A 15,840-nucleotide genomic window follows, 5' to 3' on the forward strand; every position below is an offset into this window, starting at 1 on the left:
GGATGCAAGCTTCATCGTCACCATGGAACTTGCAATACCGAAGTAGATGCCTATGCTGGAAGCATGACATCACTCAAAGACGCAACAGTTCTTGTCACAGGTGCCAACGGCGGGCTGGGAACCGCATACGTGAAGGTCGCCCTCGAACGCGGCGCCCGCCGCGTCTACGCCACGGCGCGTACGCCCCAGCAGTGGGACGACGAGCGGGTGGTGGCGCTGACGCTCGACGTCTCCGACCCTGCCTCGATCGAGGAGGCGAAGGCTCGGGCCGGTGACGTCTCGATCCTGATCAACAACGCCGCCACGTTCCCGCACAGTGACCTGCTGACGGCCCCGGTCGACGAGATCCGGGCCACCTTGGACGCCAACCTGCTGGGCCCCATCCTGACGGCGCGTGCTTTCGCTCCGGCGCTCCGCTCGGCCAAGGGCGCGCTTGTCAACGTCGGTTCCGTGCTCAGCTGGTTCGCCGTGGGCAAGGCCCACAGCGTCTCCAAGGCCGGACTGTGGATGGCCACGAACGCCCTGCGGCTCGAACTCGCTCCCGACGGGGTTCAGGTTCTCGGCGTCTACCCCGGTCCCATCGACACGCCCATGCAGCTCGGTGAGGACCGTGCGGGGATGAGCAGGCCGTCCGACATCGCCGCCGCCACGTTCGACGCGCTCGAAGCGGGAGAGTTCGAACTGATCCCGGACGAGATGGCCAAGAAGGTGCACGGCGCCCTGTCCCACCCGGTCACCGCGCTGTACCCGGCGCTCGCGCCGAAGTAGCCCGCCCGATAGCGGGGGCTTTCCGCCCCGTGCCCCGTGCCTCGTGCCCGGCGTGTTCGCTGAACCTTCAGCGGATCCCGCCGGGCGCGAGGGTGTGAGGCGTCAGTGGGAGACCTTGGCGTTGGCCTTGGGGGCCGCAGGGGTCTTTGTGGCCGCGGGGTTGGTCTTCGGGAGGGGGAACACACTGAGGAACGTGTCGAGCAGGGTGCGCGGGCCGTCCAGCTCGACCAGCCCGCACTTGGCGGCCTGGATGAGGGCCCGGTAGGAGGCCAGACCATCCGGGTCGAAGGTGATGACCAGGTCGGGCTTTCCGGGCAACGGGCCGACGCCGGCGTCGAGTTGTCCGTCGGTGACGGCGGCGTGCAGGACCATGTCGGGGGAGCGGATCTCCCAGGACGCGTTCAGCCCGGCCGCCGCTACGGGATCGAACACCGCGCGCAGGGACAGGGTCACCGAGCCGGGGGTGACGACGTCTCCCGGCTTGGGCTCGTCGAGCTGGCTCGCTCCCCAGCGCCCGAGGGAGAGGATCGCCGGTTCGAGGTCCTGCCCGACGGGGGTCAGGGCGTACTGGACGCTGCGCTGCGGCGCCGGTGCGATGCGGCGCTCGACCAGGCCCGCCTGTTCGAGTTCCTTGAGCCGGGTGGAGAGCACGTTCGTCGGGATGCCCGGCAAGCCGTTGAGCAGGTCCGTGTACCGCTGGGGCTGTGCTGCGAGATCGCGGATGACCAGCAGGGCCCAGCGCTCGCCGACCAGCTCCATGGCCCGGGCGAGGCCGCAGTACTGCCCATAGTCACGACGCTTCATGCGTCAAGGGTATCAAACTTGTTTGCATGTGGTATGGGACGATCATCGATACCTTACTTGCAATGATGAAGTACATCTGCCTACCGTTGCCGTCATGAGTAAAAGAAGCCAGGTGGCTGCCCCCGCCCCAGCGGTCGGGCGCGCGGTGACCCACCACCCTCGTGCGATCCTCGCCGTCCTGTCGCTCGCCGCGTTCATGGCGAGCCTGGACGTCTTCATCGTCAACGTCGCCTTCGACAAGATCGGCGAGAGCTTCCACGGATCGTCGGTCAGCGATCTGAGCTGGGTGCTCAACGCCTACGCGATCATCTACGCGGCCCTCCTCGTCCCGCTCGGCCGCCTGGCCGACAAGATCGGGCGCAAGCGGATGTTCCTCCTGGGGCTGGGGTTGTTCACCCTGGCGAGCGTCGCCTGCGCGGCGGCCCCCGGGCTGTGGTGGCTCGTGGTGTTCCGGGTGGTCCAGGCGGTCGGCGCGGCCGCGCTGACGCCCACCTCGCTCGGTCTCCTGCTGGCCTCGGTGCCGGCCGAGAAGCGCATGCCGTACGTACGGATCTGGTCCGCCGTCGCCGGGATCGCCGCGGCGGCCGGGCCCGTCCTGGGTGGCCTGCTGGTCTCGGCGAGCTGGCGCTGGGTGTTCCTCGTGAACCTCCCCGTCGGGATCCTCGCGCTCGTCGCGGCGGCCCGTGTCGTACCGGACTCGCGGGACGCCAACGTCTCCAAGGTCCCCGACATGCTCGGAGCCGCCGTCCTGACCCTGGGGATAGGCGCTCTCGCGCTGGCGATCGTGAAGGGCGGCGACTGGGGGTGGGGGAGCGGCGACACCGTCGCGGCCTTCGTCGCCGCGGCCGTGCTCCTGGTCTGGTTCGTGTGGCGCGCCGAGCACCACCCCGTACCCCTCTTGGAACCCGACCTCTACAAGGTCCGCACCTTCGCCGCGGCGAACATCGCGATGATCACCTTCAGCGTCGGCTTCGCCGGATACCTGCTCACCCTGGTCCTCTGGCTCCAGAACGTCTGGCACTGGTCGACCGTCTCGACCGGCCTCGCCGTGGCCCCCGGCCCCGCCGTCGTCCCGATCGTCGCCGTTCTCGTGCAACGCCTCGGCCACCGGATCCACCCCGGAGTGCTCACCACACTGGGCTGCCTGGTCTTCGGGGCCGGCATCGTCACCACGCTGCTCCTCGTCGGCCCGCACGGCTCGGACTACGCGAGCGCGCTCCTGCCCGGCGAACTCCTCTCCGGCATCGGCATCGGGCTCGCCCTCCCGACCCTGCTCGGCTCCGCCACCGCCGGGCTGCCGCCCCACCGCGCCTCCACCGGCAGCGGCGCCATCAACATGACCCGCCAGATCGGGTACGTCCTCGGCGTCAGCGTCATCCTCGCCATCCTCGGCACCCCCACCTCGTACGCCGCCGCACACACCGCGTTCGTACACGGCTGGTGGACCCTGGCCGCCGTCGAACTGGCCGCCGCCACAGCCGCCCTCGGACTCCTGCCCCGACGCCCCCGGAATCCCGCACCCAGCTCCCCCTGAGCCGCCGACCGACAGACGCCGACCGGGCACCGGCTCTGGAGAACGGCCGCGAACGGCACGGGTGTTAGTTTCCTGGCCGTGGCGAAACACCAGGACGAGACCAGGGCGGCCTACGACGGAGTTGTCGAGCGGTACGCCTCGATGTTCACTCGCCGGCTGGAGACGCGGCCGTTCGCACGGAACATGATCGGCACCTTCGCCGAACTCGTGCGTGGCACGGGCAACCCACGAGTGGCCGACGTCGGGTGCGGACCCGGTCATCTGACCGCCCTGCTGCACGACTTGGGGCTGGACGCCTTCGGGCTCGACCTCTCCCCGGCGATGCTGGACCACGCCCGACGGGCTTACCCGTCGCTGCGGTACGCCGAAGCGCGGATGGAAGCCCTGCCGGTCGGGGACGGCGCGCTCGGCGGGGTGCTGGCCCACTACTCGGTGATCCACACCCCGCCGGGAGAACTGGCCGCGCTGTTCGCCGAACAGGCGCGTGTCCTGGCGCCAGGGGGCCTGCTCCTGCTGTCCTTCTTCGGGACCGAGGGGCCGGAGCCGGTTCGCTTCGAGCACAAGGTGGCGCCCGCCTACAGCTGGCCGGTGGGCCGGGTCGTCGAGTTGCTGGCCGCGGCGGGGCTCGTCGCGTTCGCCCGGCTTCTCCACGACCCGGCATCTGAACGGGGTTTCCTCGACGCCCACGTGCTGGCGCGCCGCTCGTAGGGGGTACCGGGTTGCGGGGGATCAACCGGCTTTCGGGCGGGGGCGTTTCCAGGTCAGGACCGAGTGCACCGTGCCGCCCGGGAAGGGGTCGTCCGCGACCAGCGTCAACCGGTCGCCGTCGAGGGTGGCCTCGCGGATCTGGATCGTGTCCAGCCAGGCCGGCAGGAGGGACACCTCGACGTTGTGGTGGAGGGTCCGGGTGGCCTCGTCGGCGGTGTAACGGCCGCTGTAGGCCAGGTATCCGGTCGCCGCGGCCGCCGCCTGTACGAGGTCGCTGCCGTCGCTGTCCAGCAGGTCGTAGTCCTCGCGGCCCTGCCGCATGATCTGCGCCGACATGTAGCCGTCGGCGGTGTACATGATGAGGCCGGTGGCGTCCTCGCCGAGGGGGTGGATGGTGCCGGGGCGGTCGGTGTACCGGGCCGTGAACGACTCCAGCCGCCACGTGCCGAGGACCTGGTTCGCGAGCCACATCATTCCACTCCCTCGGGGATCGTCTTGAGGGGCAGCCCGAACATCAGCCACGACTGGTGGCTGTCCCAGTGCGGGTAGAGCCGGCCGATCCCCTCGAACAGCTCCCGCTCGGAGGTCGTGGACTCCTGGAGGCGGCCGAAGTCGCGCAGGTAGCGCTTGGAGTCCTCGATGCACGCGGCGGTGTCCGTGGCCCCGGTCTTCTTGTGGCCGGCGATCGCGATCTTCGGGTTCAGTGCCGCCAGCCGGTCGAGCGCGGCGATCCAGTTCTCCCGGCTCGCCGGGGTCGTCTCGCCGACGAACATGTGGCACTGGTTGTAGAGCACGTCCCCGCCGACGACCAGGTCGATGGACGGCACGTGCAGCGACGTGCTGTGCAGCCCGTCGGTACGGCCCTGCTCGATGATGCGGATCTCCTCGCCCTCCAGCGTGAACGCGTCCGCCTCGTACAGCTCGGGCAGCACGATGTCCGCGGGCAGGCCGGGCCACATCTTCCGGCCGAACTCGATCAGCTCGGGCGGCGTTTGCGCGATGACCTCCATCGTCCCCGGCGTGGCGATCACCTTGGCGTCCGGGAAGTGCCGGAGCACGGGCGGCAGTCCGAAGAAGTGATCGGGGTGTCCGTGCGTGATGTAGACCATCGTGAGGTTCTTGCCGTGCAGCGCGACCCATTTCGCGAGGGCCTCGCCCTCCGCCTCCGTCGTGAGCGCGTCGACCAGCACGGCGTCCCGCTCACCGTAGATCAGCGTCGCCGTGGTCGGATCCCAGCCGAACGGCGGACCCATCTCGAACGGACGCTCGCCGACGGCGGGCCTGCGAGGCGAGTTGAAGACGTTGACGTCCAAGCTCTTCGGAGAACTGGTCCTGGACATGGTTCGACCCCTTCTTTCGTACTGCTGATTCAGGAGTGAGCTTGCAATGATGCAGTAACACTTCCCATGGAAACACGGCAGCACCGAAGAGGCAATCGCCCCCGCCCACGCCGGAGCCCCACGCCGGAGCCCCACGCCGGAGCCCCGTGCCGTTCGTCGGCACGGGGCTCCGGGTGGTCGTGGGGCGTGGGCGGCTAGGCGTCGTGAATGGTGGTGATGTCCGCGAGGCCGGAAATGGCCAGTACGGGCTTGAGGAGCGGCGTGGCGATGAGCTCGATCCGGTCGGCGTGCGGGAACAGCACGCTCAGGCCCGCGCTGTCGAGGTACTCGACGCCGGTCAGGTCCAGGACGAGGAGGCCGCTCGTGCCGTCGAGGGCGGAGGCGAGGACGTCGGTGTTGCTCAGGTCGATCTCGCCGACCGCGGTCAACAGCGCCGTGCCGTCGGGCCGTCGGCCGGGGGTGAGGGTGAGCGGTGTGGTCATCAGGCGATCCTCGTGTGCATGTCGACGGTGGTGCCGGTCGGGCCGGAGGTGACGGTGACGTGGTGCATCAGGGCATGCATGAGGCCCATGCCTCGACCGCGGTGGGCGTTCAGCTCGGGCTGCGGGGTCTTCCAGCGGCCCGTGTCGGTGATGGTCAGGCGCAGGTTGTCGACGAACGCCTCCGCGCGGAAGTACACGGGGGCGCCAGGAGCGTCACGATGGCCGTGCTCGATGGCGTTGGCACACGCCTCGCCCGCGGCGACCAGGACGTTCTGCACGGTGTTGGGCGGCAGGTCGCACTGGTCGAGCCAGCCGCGCAACGTCTTCCGTACGGGGGCGAGTTGGGCGGACTCGGCGGGGAAGGACAACTCCAGCGGGGCCGGGTGGCGGTACAGCAGCAGGGCGACGTCGTCGTCGTACCCGTCGGCCGGGGCGAGACTGGCCATCACGTCGGTGGCCAGGTCGTCGATGGCGGTGTTCCGGCCGTCCCGCAGGGCCTTCCCCGCCTGGTCGATGCCCGCGGTGAGCGGACGGCGGCGGCGTTCCACGAGCCCGTCGGTGTACAGCAGGAGAGTCGAGCGGGCCCGGATGGTGCACGTGCCCTCGGGACGGGGCGTGCCGGGGCGGACGGCGAGGGGCAGCGAACGGCCCTCCTCCAGAAGGCGGGTGGTCCCGTCGGGATGAACGAGGATGCCGGGCGGATGCCCCGCGCTGGAGTAGGTCAGCAGCCCGGTCCCGGGATCGAGGACCCCGCAGAAGACCGTGGTGCAGATCGCGCCGGGGACCCCGGCGGCGAACCGGTCCAGGGCCATCAGGGTCTGGGCGGGACGGGCGTCCTGCAACAGCAGGGCGCGGCAGGCGCTGCGCAACTGCCCCATGACGGTGGCCGCTTGCAGGCCGCGGCCGACGCAGTCGCCGACGACGATGCCGATACGCCCGTCCGGGAGGGGGACGGTGTCGTACCAGTCGCCCCCGACCTCCAGCGGCCGGGTCGCGGGCTCGTACCGGACGGCGAAACCGTCGGGCAGGTGGGAGGGGCCCAGGATGGCGCGCTGGAGGGCGATGGCCGTCTCACGCTGCTGGTCGATCTGGTGGGCGCGCGCCAGGCCCTGCGCGAGGTGACCGGCCAGCAGCGACAGCAGCAGCTGGTCCTCGCCCGTGAAGGGCCGCTGCTCCCCGAGGTCGATCCACAGGACGAGCTGCCCGTCGGGATGCTCCAGGAGGACGCCCGCCCCCGACGGCTCGGTCACCGGGGCGAGCAGCGGGTGCCGGCGCACCCCCGCGAGCGCCTGGCGGCTGCCCGGGGGCAGGTCCCGCCAGGCGAGGCCGGGGGCGGTGGCCGTCAGGGTGGGTTCGTCGCCGTGGTCGAAGACCGCCGCCATGACCTCCTGCGCGCGCCACCGGTTCTTCAGCTCGTCCAGCGCGCCGCCGAGCGCCTCGGACAGGCTGGTGGCCCGGGACAGGCACGTTCCCAGGGCGGCCAGGGCGCTCTCGCGCTGGATGGCGTAGTGCTCGGCCGTGACGTCACGGAAGGTGCCGACGATCACGGTGCGGCCCGTGTCGGGATCCTGGACCTGGTTGAAGGTGGCGCTGACCCAGATCCGGTGTCCCTCGCGGTGGATGAGGGGGACGGTGTAGCTGCCCTTCTCGTTGCCGACCAGCCGGTCGAAGGCGTTCTGCACCTTCTCGTGGGCCTCCGGATCGCTGTCCGCGTTCGGCCACCACGGCTGGAGGGGCGCGTAGGGCAGCCCCTCGGGGCCGTAACCGAGGATGTCGGTGAACGCCGCGTTGATCTCGATGACGGCGCCGTCCTCGTCGCAGACGAAGAACGCCTCCTGCAACGACTCGATCAACGCGGCGCGCCAGCGGGCGTGATGGCCGCGCAGCCGTGCCAGCCGGATCGCCGCCCGCACCCGGGCGAGGAGTTCGGCGGCGGCGAACGGCTTGACCAGGTAGTCGTCGGCGCCGGCCTGGAGGCCCTCGATGGACGCCTCCTGCCCGGCCCGGGCCGACAGCAGCAGCACCGGTACGGAGGCGGTCCGCGCGTCGCCCCGCAGCGCCTCGACCAGGGCCAGGCCGTCCAGGCGGGGCATCATGACATCGCTGACCACCAGGTCGGGGGTCTCGGCGCGGATCGTCTCCAGGGCATGCCGCCCGTCGTGAGCCGTACGGACGGTGTAGCCGGCGCCGCGCAGCAGGCGGGTCAGGTACTCCCGCATGTCCGCGTTGTCGTCGGCCACCAGCACCGTGGCCGGGTCCTGCGCCCCCGATCCCGGTTCGCGCGGGTCCGCCAGGACCGGAAGCGCCTGTCCACCCGGTCCACCCGGTCCGCCGGCCTCCCCGGGAAGCCACCTCAGGGCCTCCTGTACGAACGGGTCGGCGGCGGCCGGGACCGCATCCGTACCGCCGTCCCGCAGGAGGGCGTCCGACGGCAGATGCCCGGATCCGAACGGCAGACGGATGGTGAAGCGCGTGCCCTCGCCCTCGGTGGACGCGGCGGTGATCGTACCGCCGTGCAGGCCCACCAGCTCCTTGACCAGGGCCAGCCCGATACCGCTGCCCTCGTTCGAGCGGGAGCGGGCGTTCTCGATCCGGTGGAACCGCTCGAACAGCCGGGCCATTTCCCCGGCCGCGACACCGATCCCGGTGTCCGCGACGACCACCTCGGCCCCGCCGTCCACGGCACGCACGGCCACCCGGATCGAGCCGTCGAAGGTGAACTTGAGCGCGTTGCTGAGGAGGTTCAGGATCACCTTCTCCCACATGCTCCGGTCGATGTGGACCGGCTCGGGCAACCGACCGCAGTCGACCTGGAAGTCCAGGCCCGCCCTGCCGACGGCGGAACGGAAGACGCTGGCCAACTCACCGGTGACCGCGGCCAGGTCGACCGGCTCGTAACGCGCCTGCATCCGGCCCGCCTCCAGGCGGGAGAAGTCCAGCAGCGTGTTGACCAGCTTGCTCAGCCGCAGCCCGTTGCGGTGGATCAGCTCCAGCTCCTCACGGACCTCCGGGTCCGCGCCGGCGAGCCGGGTCCTCAACTCCTGCACCGGGCCCGTGATCAGGGTCAGGGGGGTGCGGAACTCGTGGCTGATGTTGGAGAAGAACGTCGTCTTCGCGCGGTCCAGCTCGGCCAGTTCCTCCGCCCTGCGCTGCTGCGCCTGGTAACTGCGGGCGCTGGCGACCCCGGTGGCGACATGGCCGGCGACCAGGTCCACGAAGCCGCGGTAGTCGTCGTCCCAGGCCCGGTAGCGGTTGAGGCCCGCCACCATGAACCCGTACGGCGTGCCGCCCTGTTGGAGCAGCGGCACCACCACGGCCTGGACGGGCGGCTCCTGCCACGCCCCGGTCGGCAGGTCGGGGAACGCGTCGCCGTCGAGCGGCACCACCACGGACCGCCCGCCCGCGACGGCACTCGTCGGCCATATGCCCTGGTCGGCGGCGAGGAGGCGCTCGGCGGCGGCGGGGTGGCCCGGGGCGATGCCGGTGGCCGCGGTCAGGCGGGCGCTTCCGTCGTCGTCGAAGAGGTACGTCAGCGTGAACGGCAGATCGTGCTGGTTCCCCTCCAACTGCCGCCCCGCGAAGTCGAGCATCTCCTGCTCGGTGCGCACCACGCTCGGGTCGGAGCCCAGATCGCGCAGCGTCGCCATGCGGCGCTCGCCGATGACCCGTTCGGTCTCCTCGATGACCACGCACAGCATGCCCACGACCTGCCCCGCGTCGTCACGCAGGGGGCTGTACGAGAACGTGTGGTAGCTCTCCTCCGTGTAGCCGGAGCGTTCGAGGAACAGCAGCAGCGCCTCGTCCCAGGTCGCCTCGCCCGTGGTCAGGACGGTGCGGATACGGGGGCCGATGTCGTCCCAGATCTCCTCCCACACCTCACTGGCCGGACGCCCCAGCGCCCAGGGGTACTTGCGGCCCAGGGTGTCGCGGCGGTAGGCGGCGTTGCAGAAGAACGTCAGCTCCTCGCCCCACGCCATCCACATGGAGAAACGCGACGACAGCAGGATGCTCACCGCGGTCCGGAGACTCTGCGGCCAGCCGGCCGGATCCCCGAGCGTTACGGCTCCCCAGTCCACGCGCGCGAGATCCCGGCCGATCTCCTGGTCGGCCGTGAACACGGCGGTGCCCGCCGCCACGGGCACGTCGGGCCCGGCGTCCTCGGAACCTGTCACTGCTCCACCTTCCGTTCACGTCAGTCCCTCCGTGCCGGCCACTTCCGGCGTGCCGGCGAGCAGCACGCAACAGGGTGCGTGCGCCGTCCGGCGAGGACTGCTTCGAGCCACCCCGGGGAGGCTCATGGGACGCGATCCGTAGGATAGGGCAGCCGCCGCGGGGTCGGCAGGCGCGGTGTCCGGCAGTGGGGGAGACGACATGACGGCGACGCAGGACGCCTTCCGACCGGACGCGGGACCGTCCTCGCCGGACGAGGAGGAGCGCCTCGCGGCCGTGCGCCGCTACCGGATCCTCGACAGCGCGCCCGACGGCGCCTTCGACAGGATCGCCTCCCTGGCCGCCCGTATCTTCGACGCGCCCATGGCCACGGTGACGATCGTGGACAGCGACCGGGTGTGGTTCAAGGCCGCCCACGGCCTCAAGGACATGAGCGAGACCAGCCGCGCCGCCGGCCTGTGCGCCACTGCCATCCGGCACAGCGGGCCCTACGTCATCCACGACACCCGGGCCGACCCCCGGGCCACCGTCCACCCTCTCGTACGGAGCCGTCCGGCCGTACGGTTCTACGCGGCCGCCGCGATCACCACCGCCGACGGCCACCGCCTCGGCACGGTCAACGTCCTCGACACCCGGCCCCGGCATCCCACGCCCAACCAACTCGGCGCGCTGGAGGACCTGGCCGCACTCGTCATGGACGAACTCGAAGTGCGCCTGGCGACGTTGCGTACCGTCGCCGCCGAGCGCGAGCGGCGGACCGACGCCGAACGGCTCGCCCGTACGCTCCAACGCACCCTCCTGCCGCCCGCCTTACCGCTGGTGCCCGGTCTGGACGCGGCCGCCGCGTACCACCCCGCCTCGGTCGACGAGGTCGGCGGCGACTTCTACGACCTGTTCCCCCTCGACGACGGCCGCTGGGCGTTCTTCCTCGGCGACGTGTGCGGGAAGGGGGCCGACGCCGCCGCCCTGACGTCGCTGACCCGCTACACCCTGCGCGCCGCGGCCATCTACGACCCCGACCCGTGCACCGCCCTGGCGAACCTCGACACCGTCCTGAAAGGGGAGTACCAGGGCAGCACCCCTCGCTTCTGCACCGCGGTGTTCGGGGTGCTCGACGCCCTGGCCGACGGGTCGTTCGCCGTCACGCTGGCCGGTGGCGGCCACCCCCCGGCGCTCGCGCTGCGCGCGGACGGCACGGTGGAGGCCATCTCCACCACGGGCGGCCAGCTGATCGGACTGCTGCCCGATCCCCACTTCGTGGCGACGACCACCCGGCTCGCGCCCGGCGACGCGCTGCTGCTGTACACCGACGGGCTCAGCGAGGCCCGTACCGGGAGCGGCGCGATGCTCGGCGAGGACGGACTCGCCCGCCACCTGTCCGAGCATCCCGCCCAGGGAGCGGACGCCCTGCTCGCGATGCTGCACACCCTCTTCACCGACCTGGGTACGGGAGTCAGCGACGACACCGCGCTGCTCGCCCTTTCCGTCCCGCTTCCCGTCCCGCTGGGTACCGACGACCGACCCGTACAGGAGAACAGGTGACCGACCGTACTCTGACCGCGACCCGACGAGCCCACCCCGCGGGCGCCACGGTGCTGGCCGTCACGGGCGAACTCGACCACCACACTGCCCGGGAGCTCAGCCACGTCGTGGACGAGGCGCCCTTCAGCTCCGGCACGCCCGTGATCATCGATCTGACGGATCTCACCTACTGCGACTCCACCGGCCTCACCGTCCTCGTGGCCGCCTACAACCGCGCCCAGCAGGCCGGCACGCCGCTGGTCCTCGTCGGGCTGAACGCCGACCTCACGCGTGTCTTCCGCATCGTCGGCCTGGACCAGCTGTTCAGCTTCCAGCCCACCATGGACGAGGCGGTCGCCGCCCTGCGCGCCTAGGGGCGCCCGGGGGAGTGGCCGGCGGATCCTCCCAGGGCCCGCGATGCCCCTCGTCAGTGGAGGATGCTGACCGCGCGGGCGATGACGAGGAGCGAGGTGAGCAGGGCGGCGACGGCCTGGACGCTCATCATCACCTTGGCCCGGGGGGACAGTGGCATGGTGTCGGTCGGGCTGAAGGCCGTGGAGTTGGTGACGGAGACGTACAGGTAGTCGATCAGGGCGGGGACCCAGTCGGCGGAGCCGCTGGCGCCGTCCGCGACTTCCTGGACGGCGTCGTCGTTCTCGTCCTGGGAGAAGCGGAAGTCGGCCAGCGGCAGTTCGGCGCGGGGGAGTTGGGTACGGCTGACGGGGCCGCCCCGGTCCAGCTCCCAGTAGGCCAGGCCGAAGACGATGATGTTGGTCAGCCACACCTGGAACGCCGCCAGCAGGAGCGAACGCCCGTCCTTGACCCCGGCGTGGACGAGCTCGTTCACCAGGATGCCGAGGGCCACCAGGTTGCTGAGGGCGATCACCGCGACGAGCGTCAGCGACAGGAGGCGGAACCACCGCGTCTGCCGGGTCAGCCGTTTGGGGTTGATCGCGATCAGGGGGATCAGGAGCAGGAGTTCCAGGGCCGGCAGGACGTAGCGCGGGGCGATCAGCAGTTGCTCGGGCAGCGCCAGGTAGAGCGTGATCGCGGTGAGCGTGGCGAGGACGCCCGGCAGCCGGGCCTCCCCGCGCCGTTCGTGCCGGGGGTGCCGGGTCCGCGCGTCCGCACGGGTACGTGCCATGGTTCTCGCTCTCTCCGCGCCCCGGCCCCGCCGGTCGCGGCCCGAGGACGAACCACGTCTGCCCCGGTCGGCGCGGGTCACGCACCGGTCCCGGTGGCCGGCCGGCCGGCCCGGGCCGCGGCCGGGTGCGGTACGGGCCCAGGCCCGCCGCCGGGCCGGTACGTGCCCCGGCCCGCGGCCTAGGCGGAGTGCTGTGGGGAGCGGAGGACGAGCAGGGTGATCTCGCTGGGGGCGAAGACGCGGAACGGCGGGCCCCAGAAGCCGGTGCCGCGGCTGGTGTACAGGAGGGTGCGCGGGCCGTGGTGGCTGAGGCCGGCGAGGGCCGGCTGATCGAGGCGTACCAGGTAGTGGAAGGGCCAGATCTGGCCGCCGTGGGTGTGCCCGGAGAGCTGGAGGTCGACGCCCTGGGCCGCCGCGCGGTCGACGAACTTGGGCTGATGCGCGAGCAGGAGTACGGGGAGATCGGGGTCCGCGCCCTGGAGGGCTCCGTCGAGGTGGGCGCCATGGCCCGCCAGCCCGGAGGACTCGGCGGTGACGTCGTCGACGCCGGCGACCACCAGGGTGTCCCCGCCGCGCTCCAGCAACAGGTGGCGGTTGCGCAGCGGCTCCCAGCCCAGTTCGTCCATCAGGTCGACCCAGCCCTGGGCCTCGCTGTAGTACTCGTGGTTTCCGGTGACGTACACCCGCGCCCGCGTCGCCTGCACGGTGCCCAGCGGGGCCGCCTGGGCGCGACGGCGGTCGGCCGTTCCGTCCGCGATGTCGCCGGTGTGGCAGACCAGGTCGGCTTCCAGGGTGTTCACCGTCTCGCACACCCGCGCCGACCAGCGGGCGCGGTCGAGCGGACCGTAGTGGGTGTCGGTGATCAGGACCACCCGGGTGCCGTCCAACCCGGCTCCCAGACGGGGGAGTTGGACGTCGAGCCGGCGCACGCGGGGTACGCGTCGCGCCTCGGCGTACCCCCAGACGAGCAGCACGGCGGCCACGCCGAGGACGGCCCAGGTGACGATACGCGCCCGCTCCTGGCCGTCGCCGACCCCGGCCACGGCCAGGGCGGCGCGCAGGAGGACGCCGAGCAGGACGGACCAGGTGAACAGGACCCAGGCGCTGCCCAGCAGCGTGTCACCGACGATCGCCGCCCCGTCCTGCTGGCGCCGGCCGTGGCCGCGCGCCATGGCGAGCGGCATGCCGATCAGACCGAGGGCGAACAGCGCGGTGCCGGTCAGGGTGACGGCGAGCGGCCAGTGCTGGCCGGCGTACAGGAGCACCCAGCACGGCACGGCCCAGAGCAGGACGGGCGCGACCATCGGGAGGTAGCGCATCACGCGCCGCAGTCCGCCCCGCGGTGTGTCCCGCGCTTCGTCGGCGGCGGATCGGGTGTCGCTGGTCTCGGTCACGTGTCCCCTCCTGAGGCGCCCTGAGTCCGCGCCGGCCTCGACCGCCGCGCCTCCCGGAGAGCCCATTGTCCACCTCGGGGAGCGGACCGGCGCACCTGGTGCGGTGGAGAGAGCTCCGCCGCGGCCCTGTCGACCACCCGCCCCGGGTCGACGACCCGCTCCGGCAACAGGGATGAGGACGTGGGGAGTTCGGCGACCGCCGCCTCCGACGGCGTCAGGCGAGGCGGGACGTTCCCCGGTCGAGGCGGGCGAGGATGTCCGCCCGGTGCAGTTGGGCGAACCGCGCCTGCCGCAGCGCGAACCGGCGTATGGGCCAGGGCACGTCGAGCGTGATCGTGTCCAGGACGTCGGTGCCGCCGGGGGTCTCGGTGAAGTCGGTCGCGATACGGACCGTGATTCCGCCCGGACTTGTGACGTCGTAGACCGTACGGGAGTGGTCCGCCTCGGAGCGGATCACGAGGGACAGCCGGTTGTTCCGGTGCACCGGGCCCAGCAGCCTGATGCGCTCGATCGCGGTGAACTCGACGGCCCCGTCGCGCTCGTGCACGCCACTGACCTCGGTCACGTACGGGTTCAACGTGACGTAGTTCGCCGGATCGCCGAGATGCGCGACGAGGTGGTCCCGCGGAGCCGGGACGGTGAACCGATGGGTGAGCGTACCGGCAGCCATCTCCGATGCCTTTCGAACGTGCGACCTGGACGCGGCCCATCATGGCATCCGGGTGGGGGGAGGGTCTGCGGCCCGTCGGCGGTCCTCGCTCCACCGCGTTCGCGGGTCGGTCACCGGTCGGAGCCGCCGGGACCCCGAGAACCGCCGCCACCGTGCGGGCCGGTGAGTGCAGCGACGGCGGAGACGACGATGTCGCGGCGCTGCCCGCTGCTCAGCGCGCCGACGAGGTGTTCGTACTCCGGCGTCTGCGCGGTCCACAGCGCGGCGGTGTGGATGACGAGCCCCAGGAGGACTTCGGGCGCGTAGGCGTCCGTGACGGCTCCGGCCGCCTGGGCGGCGGCGATGGCCGTGACCTTGGCGCGGTCGGCGTCGAGGACGGCCTGTACGTGCGTACCGTCACCGCCGCGTTCCAGCCGGTACCACGTGGCCAGGCGGATGATGTCGGGGTACTGCTCGTAGCCGTCGAAGAGGCGGCCGGCGTACTCGGGCAGGTCGTGGGCGTCCATCGGGGCCTCGCTGAGCACCTGGGCGACCAAGGCCTCGAAGACGGCGTCGAACAGGCCGTCCTTGCTGCCGTAGTAGTGGTAGATCTGCGCCTTGTTCGACTGCGCCTCGGCGGCCAGCCGGTCGACGCGGGCCCCCGCGATGCCGTAGCGGGCGAACTCGGCGGCTGCCGCCTTGAGCAGCCGTTTCCTGGTCGCCTCCGCGTTTCGGGGTGCACCTGATGCCATGGGCCCCACATTATCAACTGACCAATTAGTTGACAAAGCCCCCGGCCGGGTGCAGGCTTTAATCAACTAAACGGTTAGGAAGTGAAGCCGCCGCTCCGGACCCCCGGACAGGGCGGAACCGTACGAAAGGCGCCACGCTCATGAGCAAGACGGAAACCAACACCGCGGTGGTCCGGCGTTTCTACGAGGAGGTCGTCAACGGCGGCGACGTCACGCCCGTCGACGAGCTGATGACCCCCGGCTACACGATGCACGGCGGCAGTCTCGGCGAGATCGTCGGCCTGCCCGCCTTCAAGGCGTTCTTCGCGGCCAACGGCCAGGGCGCCTTCACCGGCATGCGTTTGGAGGTCCGGCGGATCATCGCCCAGGACGACGAGGTCTTCGTCCTCTTCACGAACAGCGGCACCAACACCGGCCCCTTCATGGACCTGCCCCCCACCGGCCGCCACGCGAAGTGGAACGGCACCGCCCTCTACCGCTTCGAGGACGGCCGGATCGCCGAATCCACGTACGTCGAGGATCTCTTCGACCTTCTCCTCCAGCTCGGCGTCACCAGGCTCCCCGCCGCCTGACC

At 71.4% G+C, this 15,840-nt stretch carries 15 protein-coding genes; 6 read left to right on the forward strand and 9 right to left on the reverse strand.

Annotated elements, in window-relative coordinates:
* Positions 1-63: 63 nt before the first annotated feature.
* Positions 64-768, forward strand: a complete 705-nt coding sequence (locus HA039_RS30610; protein WP_167034807.1) for an SDR family oxidoreductase — start codon at positions 64-66, stop codon at positions 766-768.
* A 102-nt stretch (positions 769-870) separates the two neighbouring features.
* Here the strand turns inward: HA039_RS30610 and HA039_RS30615 are convergent, their stop codons facing one another.
* On the reverse strand, positions 871-1,572 hold the full coding sequence (locus HA039_RS30615; RefSeq protein WP_167034809.1) for a winged helix-turn-helix transcriptional regulator: 702 nt from the start codon (positions 1,570-1,572) through the stop codon (positions 871-873).
* A 94-nt stretch (positions 1,573-1,666) separates the two neighbouring features.
* Here HA039_RS30615 and HA039_RS30620 point away from each other — a divergent pair, with 94 nt between their 5' ends.
* Both HA039_RS30620 and HA039_RS30625 read left to right on the forward strand, forming a co-directional pair.
* Positions 1,667-3,106, forward strand: a complete 1,440-nt coding sequence (locus HA039_RS30620; protein WP_208298739.1) for an MFS transporter — start codon at positions 1,667-1,669, stop codon at positions 3,104-3,106.
* A gap of 78 nt (positions 3,107-3,184) precedes the next feature.
* Entirely contained in the window at positions 3,185-3,814 is a 630-nt protein-coding gene (locus HA039_RS30625) for a class I SAM-dependent methyltransferase (protein ID WP_167034811.1), read from the forward strand.
* Positions 3,815-3,835: 21 nt separating this feature from the next.
* On the opposite strand, the gene HA039_RS30630 is transcribed toward HA039_RS30625, so the two are convergent.
* The 4 genes from HA039_RS30630 to HA039_RS30645 form a co-directional block, all read right to left on the reverse strand.
* The gene (locus HA039_RS30630; RefSeq protein ID WP_167034813.1) at positions 3,836-4,288 is read right to left on the reverse strand and encodes a lipocalin-like domain-containing protein; all 453 of its coding nucleotides are present in this window, start codon (positions 4,286-4,288) and stop codon (positions 3,836-3,838) included.
* Positions 4,285-5,154 carry an MBL fold metallo-hydrolase gene (locus HA039_RS30635; RefSeq protein WP_167034815.1) on the reverse strand — a complete coding sequence of 290 codons (870 nt, stop codon included), beginning with the start codon at positions 5,152-5,154 and terminating at the stop codon, positions 4,285-4,287. Before HA039_RS30635 ends, HA039_RS30630 begins: the two co-directional genes overlap by 4 nt.
* Before the next feature lie 194 nt (positions 5,155-5,348).
* Positions 5,349-5,636: an STAS domain-containing protein gene (locus tag HA039_RS30640; protein WP_167034817.1), complete on the reverse strand. Its 288-nt coding sequence runs from the start codon at positions 5,634-5,636 to the stop codon at positions 5,349-5,351.
* Positions 5,636-9,808 carry a SpoIIE family protein phosphatase gene (locus HA039_RS30645; protein WP_167034819.1) on the reverse strand — a complete coding sequence of 1,391 codons (4,173 nt, stop codon included), beginning with the start codon at positions 9,806-9,808 and terminating at the stop codon, positions 5,636-5,638. Before HA039_RS30645 ends, HA039_RS30640 begins: the two co-directional genes overlap by 1 nt.
* A gap of 199 nt (positions 9,809-10,007) precedes the next feature.
* Here HA039_RS30645 and HA039_RS30650 point away from each other — a divergent pair, with 199 nt between their 5' ends.
* Both HA039_RS30650 and HA039_RS30655 read left to right on the forward strand, forming a co-directional pair.
* A complete protein-coding gene (locus HA039_RS30650) occupies positions 10,008-11,348 on the forward strand; it encodes a PP2C family protein-serine/threonine phosphatase (RefSeq protein ID WP_167034821.1) in 1,341 nt (446 codons plus the stop codon).
* The gene (locus HA039_RS30655) at positions 11,345-11,701 is read left to right on the forward strand and encodes an STAS domain-containing protein (protein ID WP_167034823.1); all 357 of its coding nucleotides are present in this window, start codon (positions 11,345-11,347) and stop codon (positions 11,699-11,701) included. The genes HA039_RS30650 and HA039_RS30655 overlap by 4 nt, the downstream gene beginning before the upstream one ends.
* A gap of 53 nt (positions 11,702-11,754) precedes the next feature.
* On the opposite strand, the gene HA039_RS30660 is transcribed toward HA039_RS30655, so the two are convergent.
* From HA039_RS30660 to HA039_RS30675, 4 genes are all read right to left on the reverse strand, one after another.
* Positions 11,755-12,471 (reverse strand): hypothetical protein, encoded by a 717-nt coding sequence (locus tag HA039_RS30660; protein ID WP_167034825.1) that lies wholly within the window; start codon positions 12,469-12,471, stop codon positions 11,755-11,757.
* A gap of 179 nt (positions 12,472-12,650) precedes the next feature.
* Positions 12,651-13,865 carry a metallophosphoesterase gene (locus tag HA039_RS30665; protein ID WP_167034827.1) on the reverse strand — a complete coding sequence of 405 codons (1,215 nt, stop codon included), beginning with the start codon at positions 13,863-13,865 and terminating at the stop codon, positions 12,651-12,653.
* A gap of 214 nt (positions 13,866-14,079) precedes the next feature.
* A complete protein-coding gene (locus HA039_RS30670) occupies positions 14,080-14,535 on the reverse strand; it encodes an SRPBCC family protein (RefSeq protein WP_167034829.1) in 456 nt (151 codons plus the stop codon).
* Positions 14,536-14,645: 110 nt separating this feature from the next.
* Complete coding sequence (locus HA039_RS30675; RefSeq protein ID WP_167034831.1) at positions 14,646-15,266, reverse strand: TetR/AcrR family transcriptional regulator; 621 nt, start codon at positions 15,264-15,266, stop codon at positions 14,646-14,648.
* Between the two features lie 140 nt (positions 15,267-15,406).
* Between HA039_RS30675 and HA039_RS30680 the strand changes: the two genes are divergently transcribed.
* Positions 15,407-15,838 (forward strand): ester cyclase, encoded by a 432-nt coding sequence (locus tag HA039_RS30680; protein ID WP_167034833.1) that lies wholly within the window; start codon positions 15,407-15,409, stop codon positions 15,836-15,838.
* The last annotated feature ends 2 nt before the right edge of the window (positions 15,839-15,840 follow it).

The sequence above is a fragment of the Streptomyces liangshanensis genome (assembly GCF_011694815.1).
Classification (GTDB): Bacteria; Actinomycetota; Actinomycetes; order Streptomycetales; family Streptomycetaceae; genus Streptomyces; species Streptomyces liangshanensis.

What these genes read in the sequence shown, in the direction of transcription:
- HA039_RS30620 (WP_208298739.1), top strand. Translation starts at nt 1,667, where the DNA reads ATGAGTAAAAGAAGCCAGGTGGCTGCCCCCGCCCCAGCGGTCGGGCGC.
- HA039_RS30660 (WP_167034825.1), bottom strand. Translation starts at nt 12,471, where the DNA reads ATGGCACGTACCCGTGCGGACGCGCGGACCCGGCACCCCCGGCACGAA.
- HA039_RS30615 (WP_167034809.1), bottom strand. Translation starts at nt 1,572, where the DNA reads ATGAAGCGTCGTGACTATGGGCAGTACTGCGGCCTCGCCCGGGCCATG.
- HA039_RS30680 (WP_167034833.1), top strand. Translation starts at nt 15,407, where the DNA reads ATGAGCAAGACGGAAACCAACACCGCGGTGGTCCGGCGTTTCTACGAG.
- HA039_RS30640 (WP_167034817.1), bottom strand. Translation starts at nt 5,636, where the DNA reads ATGACCACACCGCTCACCCTCACCCCCGGCCGACGGCCCGACGGCACG.
- HA039_RS30610 (WP_167034807.1), top strand. Translation starts at nt 64, where the DNA reads ATGACATCACTCAAAGACGCAACAGTTCTTGTCACAGGTGCCAACGGC.
- HA039_RS30650 (WP_167034821.1), top strand. Translation starts at nt 10,008, where the DNA reads ATGACGGCGACGCAGGACGCCTTCCGACCGGACGCGGGACCGTCCTCG.
- HA039_RS30635 (WP_167034815.1), bottom strand. Translation starts at nt 5,154, where the DNA reads ATGTCCAGGACCAGTTCTCCGAAGAGCTTGGACGTCAACGTCTTCAAC.
- HA039_RS30630 (WP_167034813.1), bottom strand. Translation starts at nt 4,288, where the DNA reads ATGATGTGGCTCGCGAACCAGGTCCTCGGCACGTGGCGGCTGGAGTCG.
- HA039_RS30675 (WP_167034831.1), bottom strand. Translation starts at nt 15,266, where the DNA reads ATGGCATCAGGTGCACCCCGAAACGCGGAGGCGACCAGGAAACGGCTG.
- HA039_RS30670 (WP_167034829.1), bottom strand. Translation starts at nt 14,535, where the DNA reads ATGGCTGCCGGTACGCTCACCCATCGGTTCACCGTCCCGGCTCCGCGG.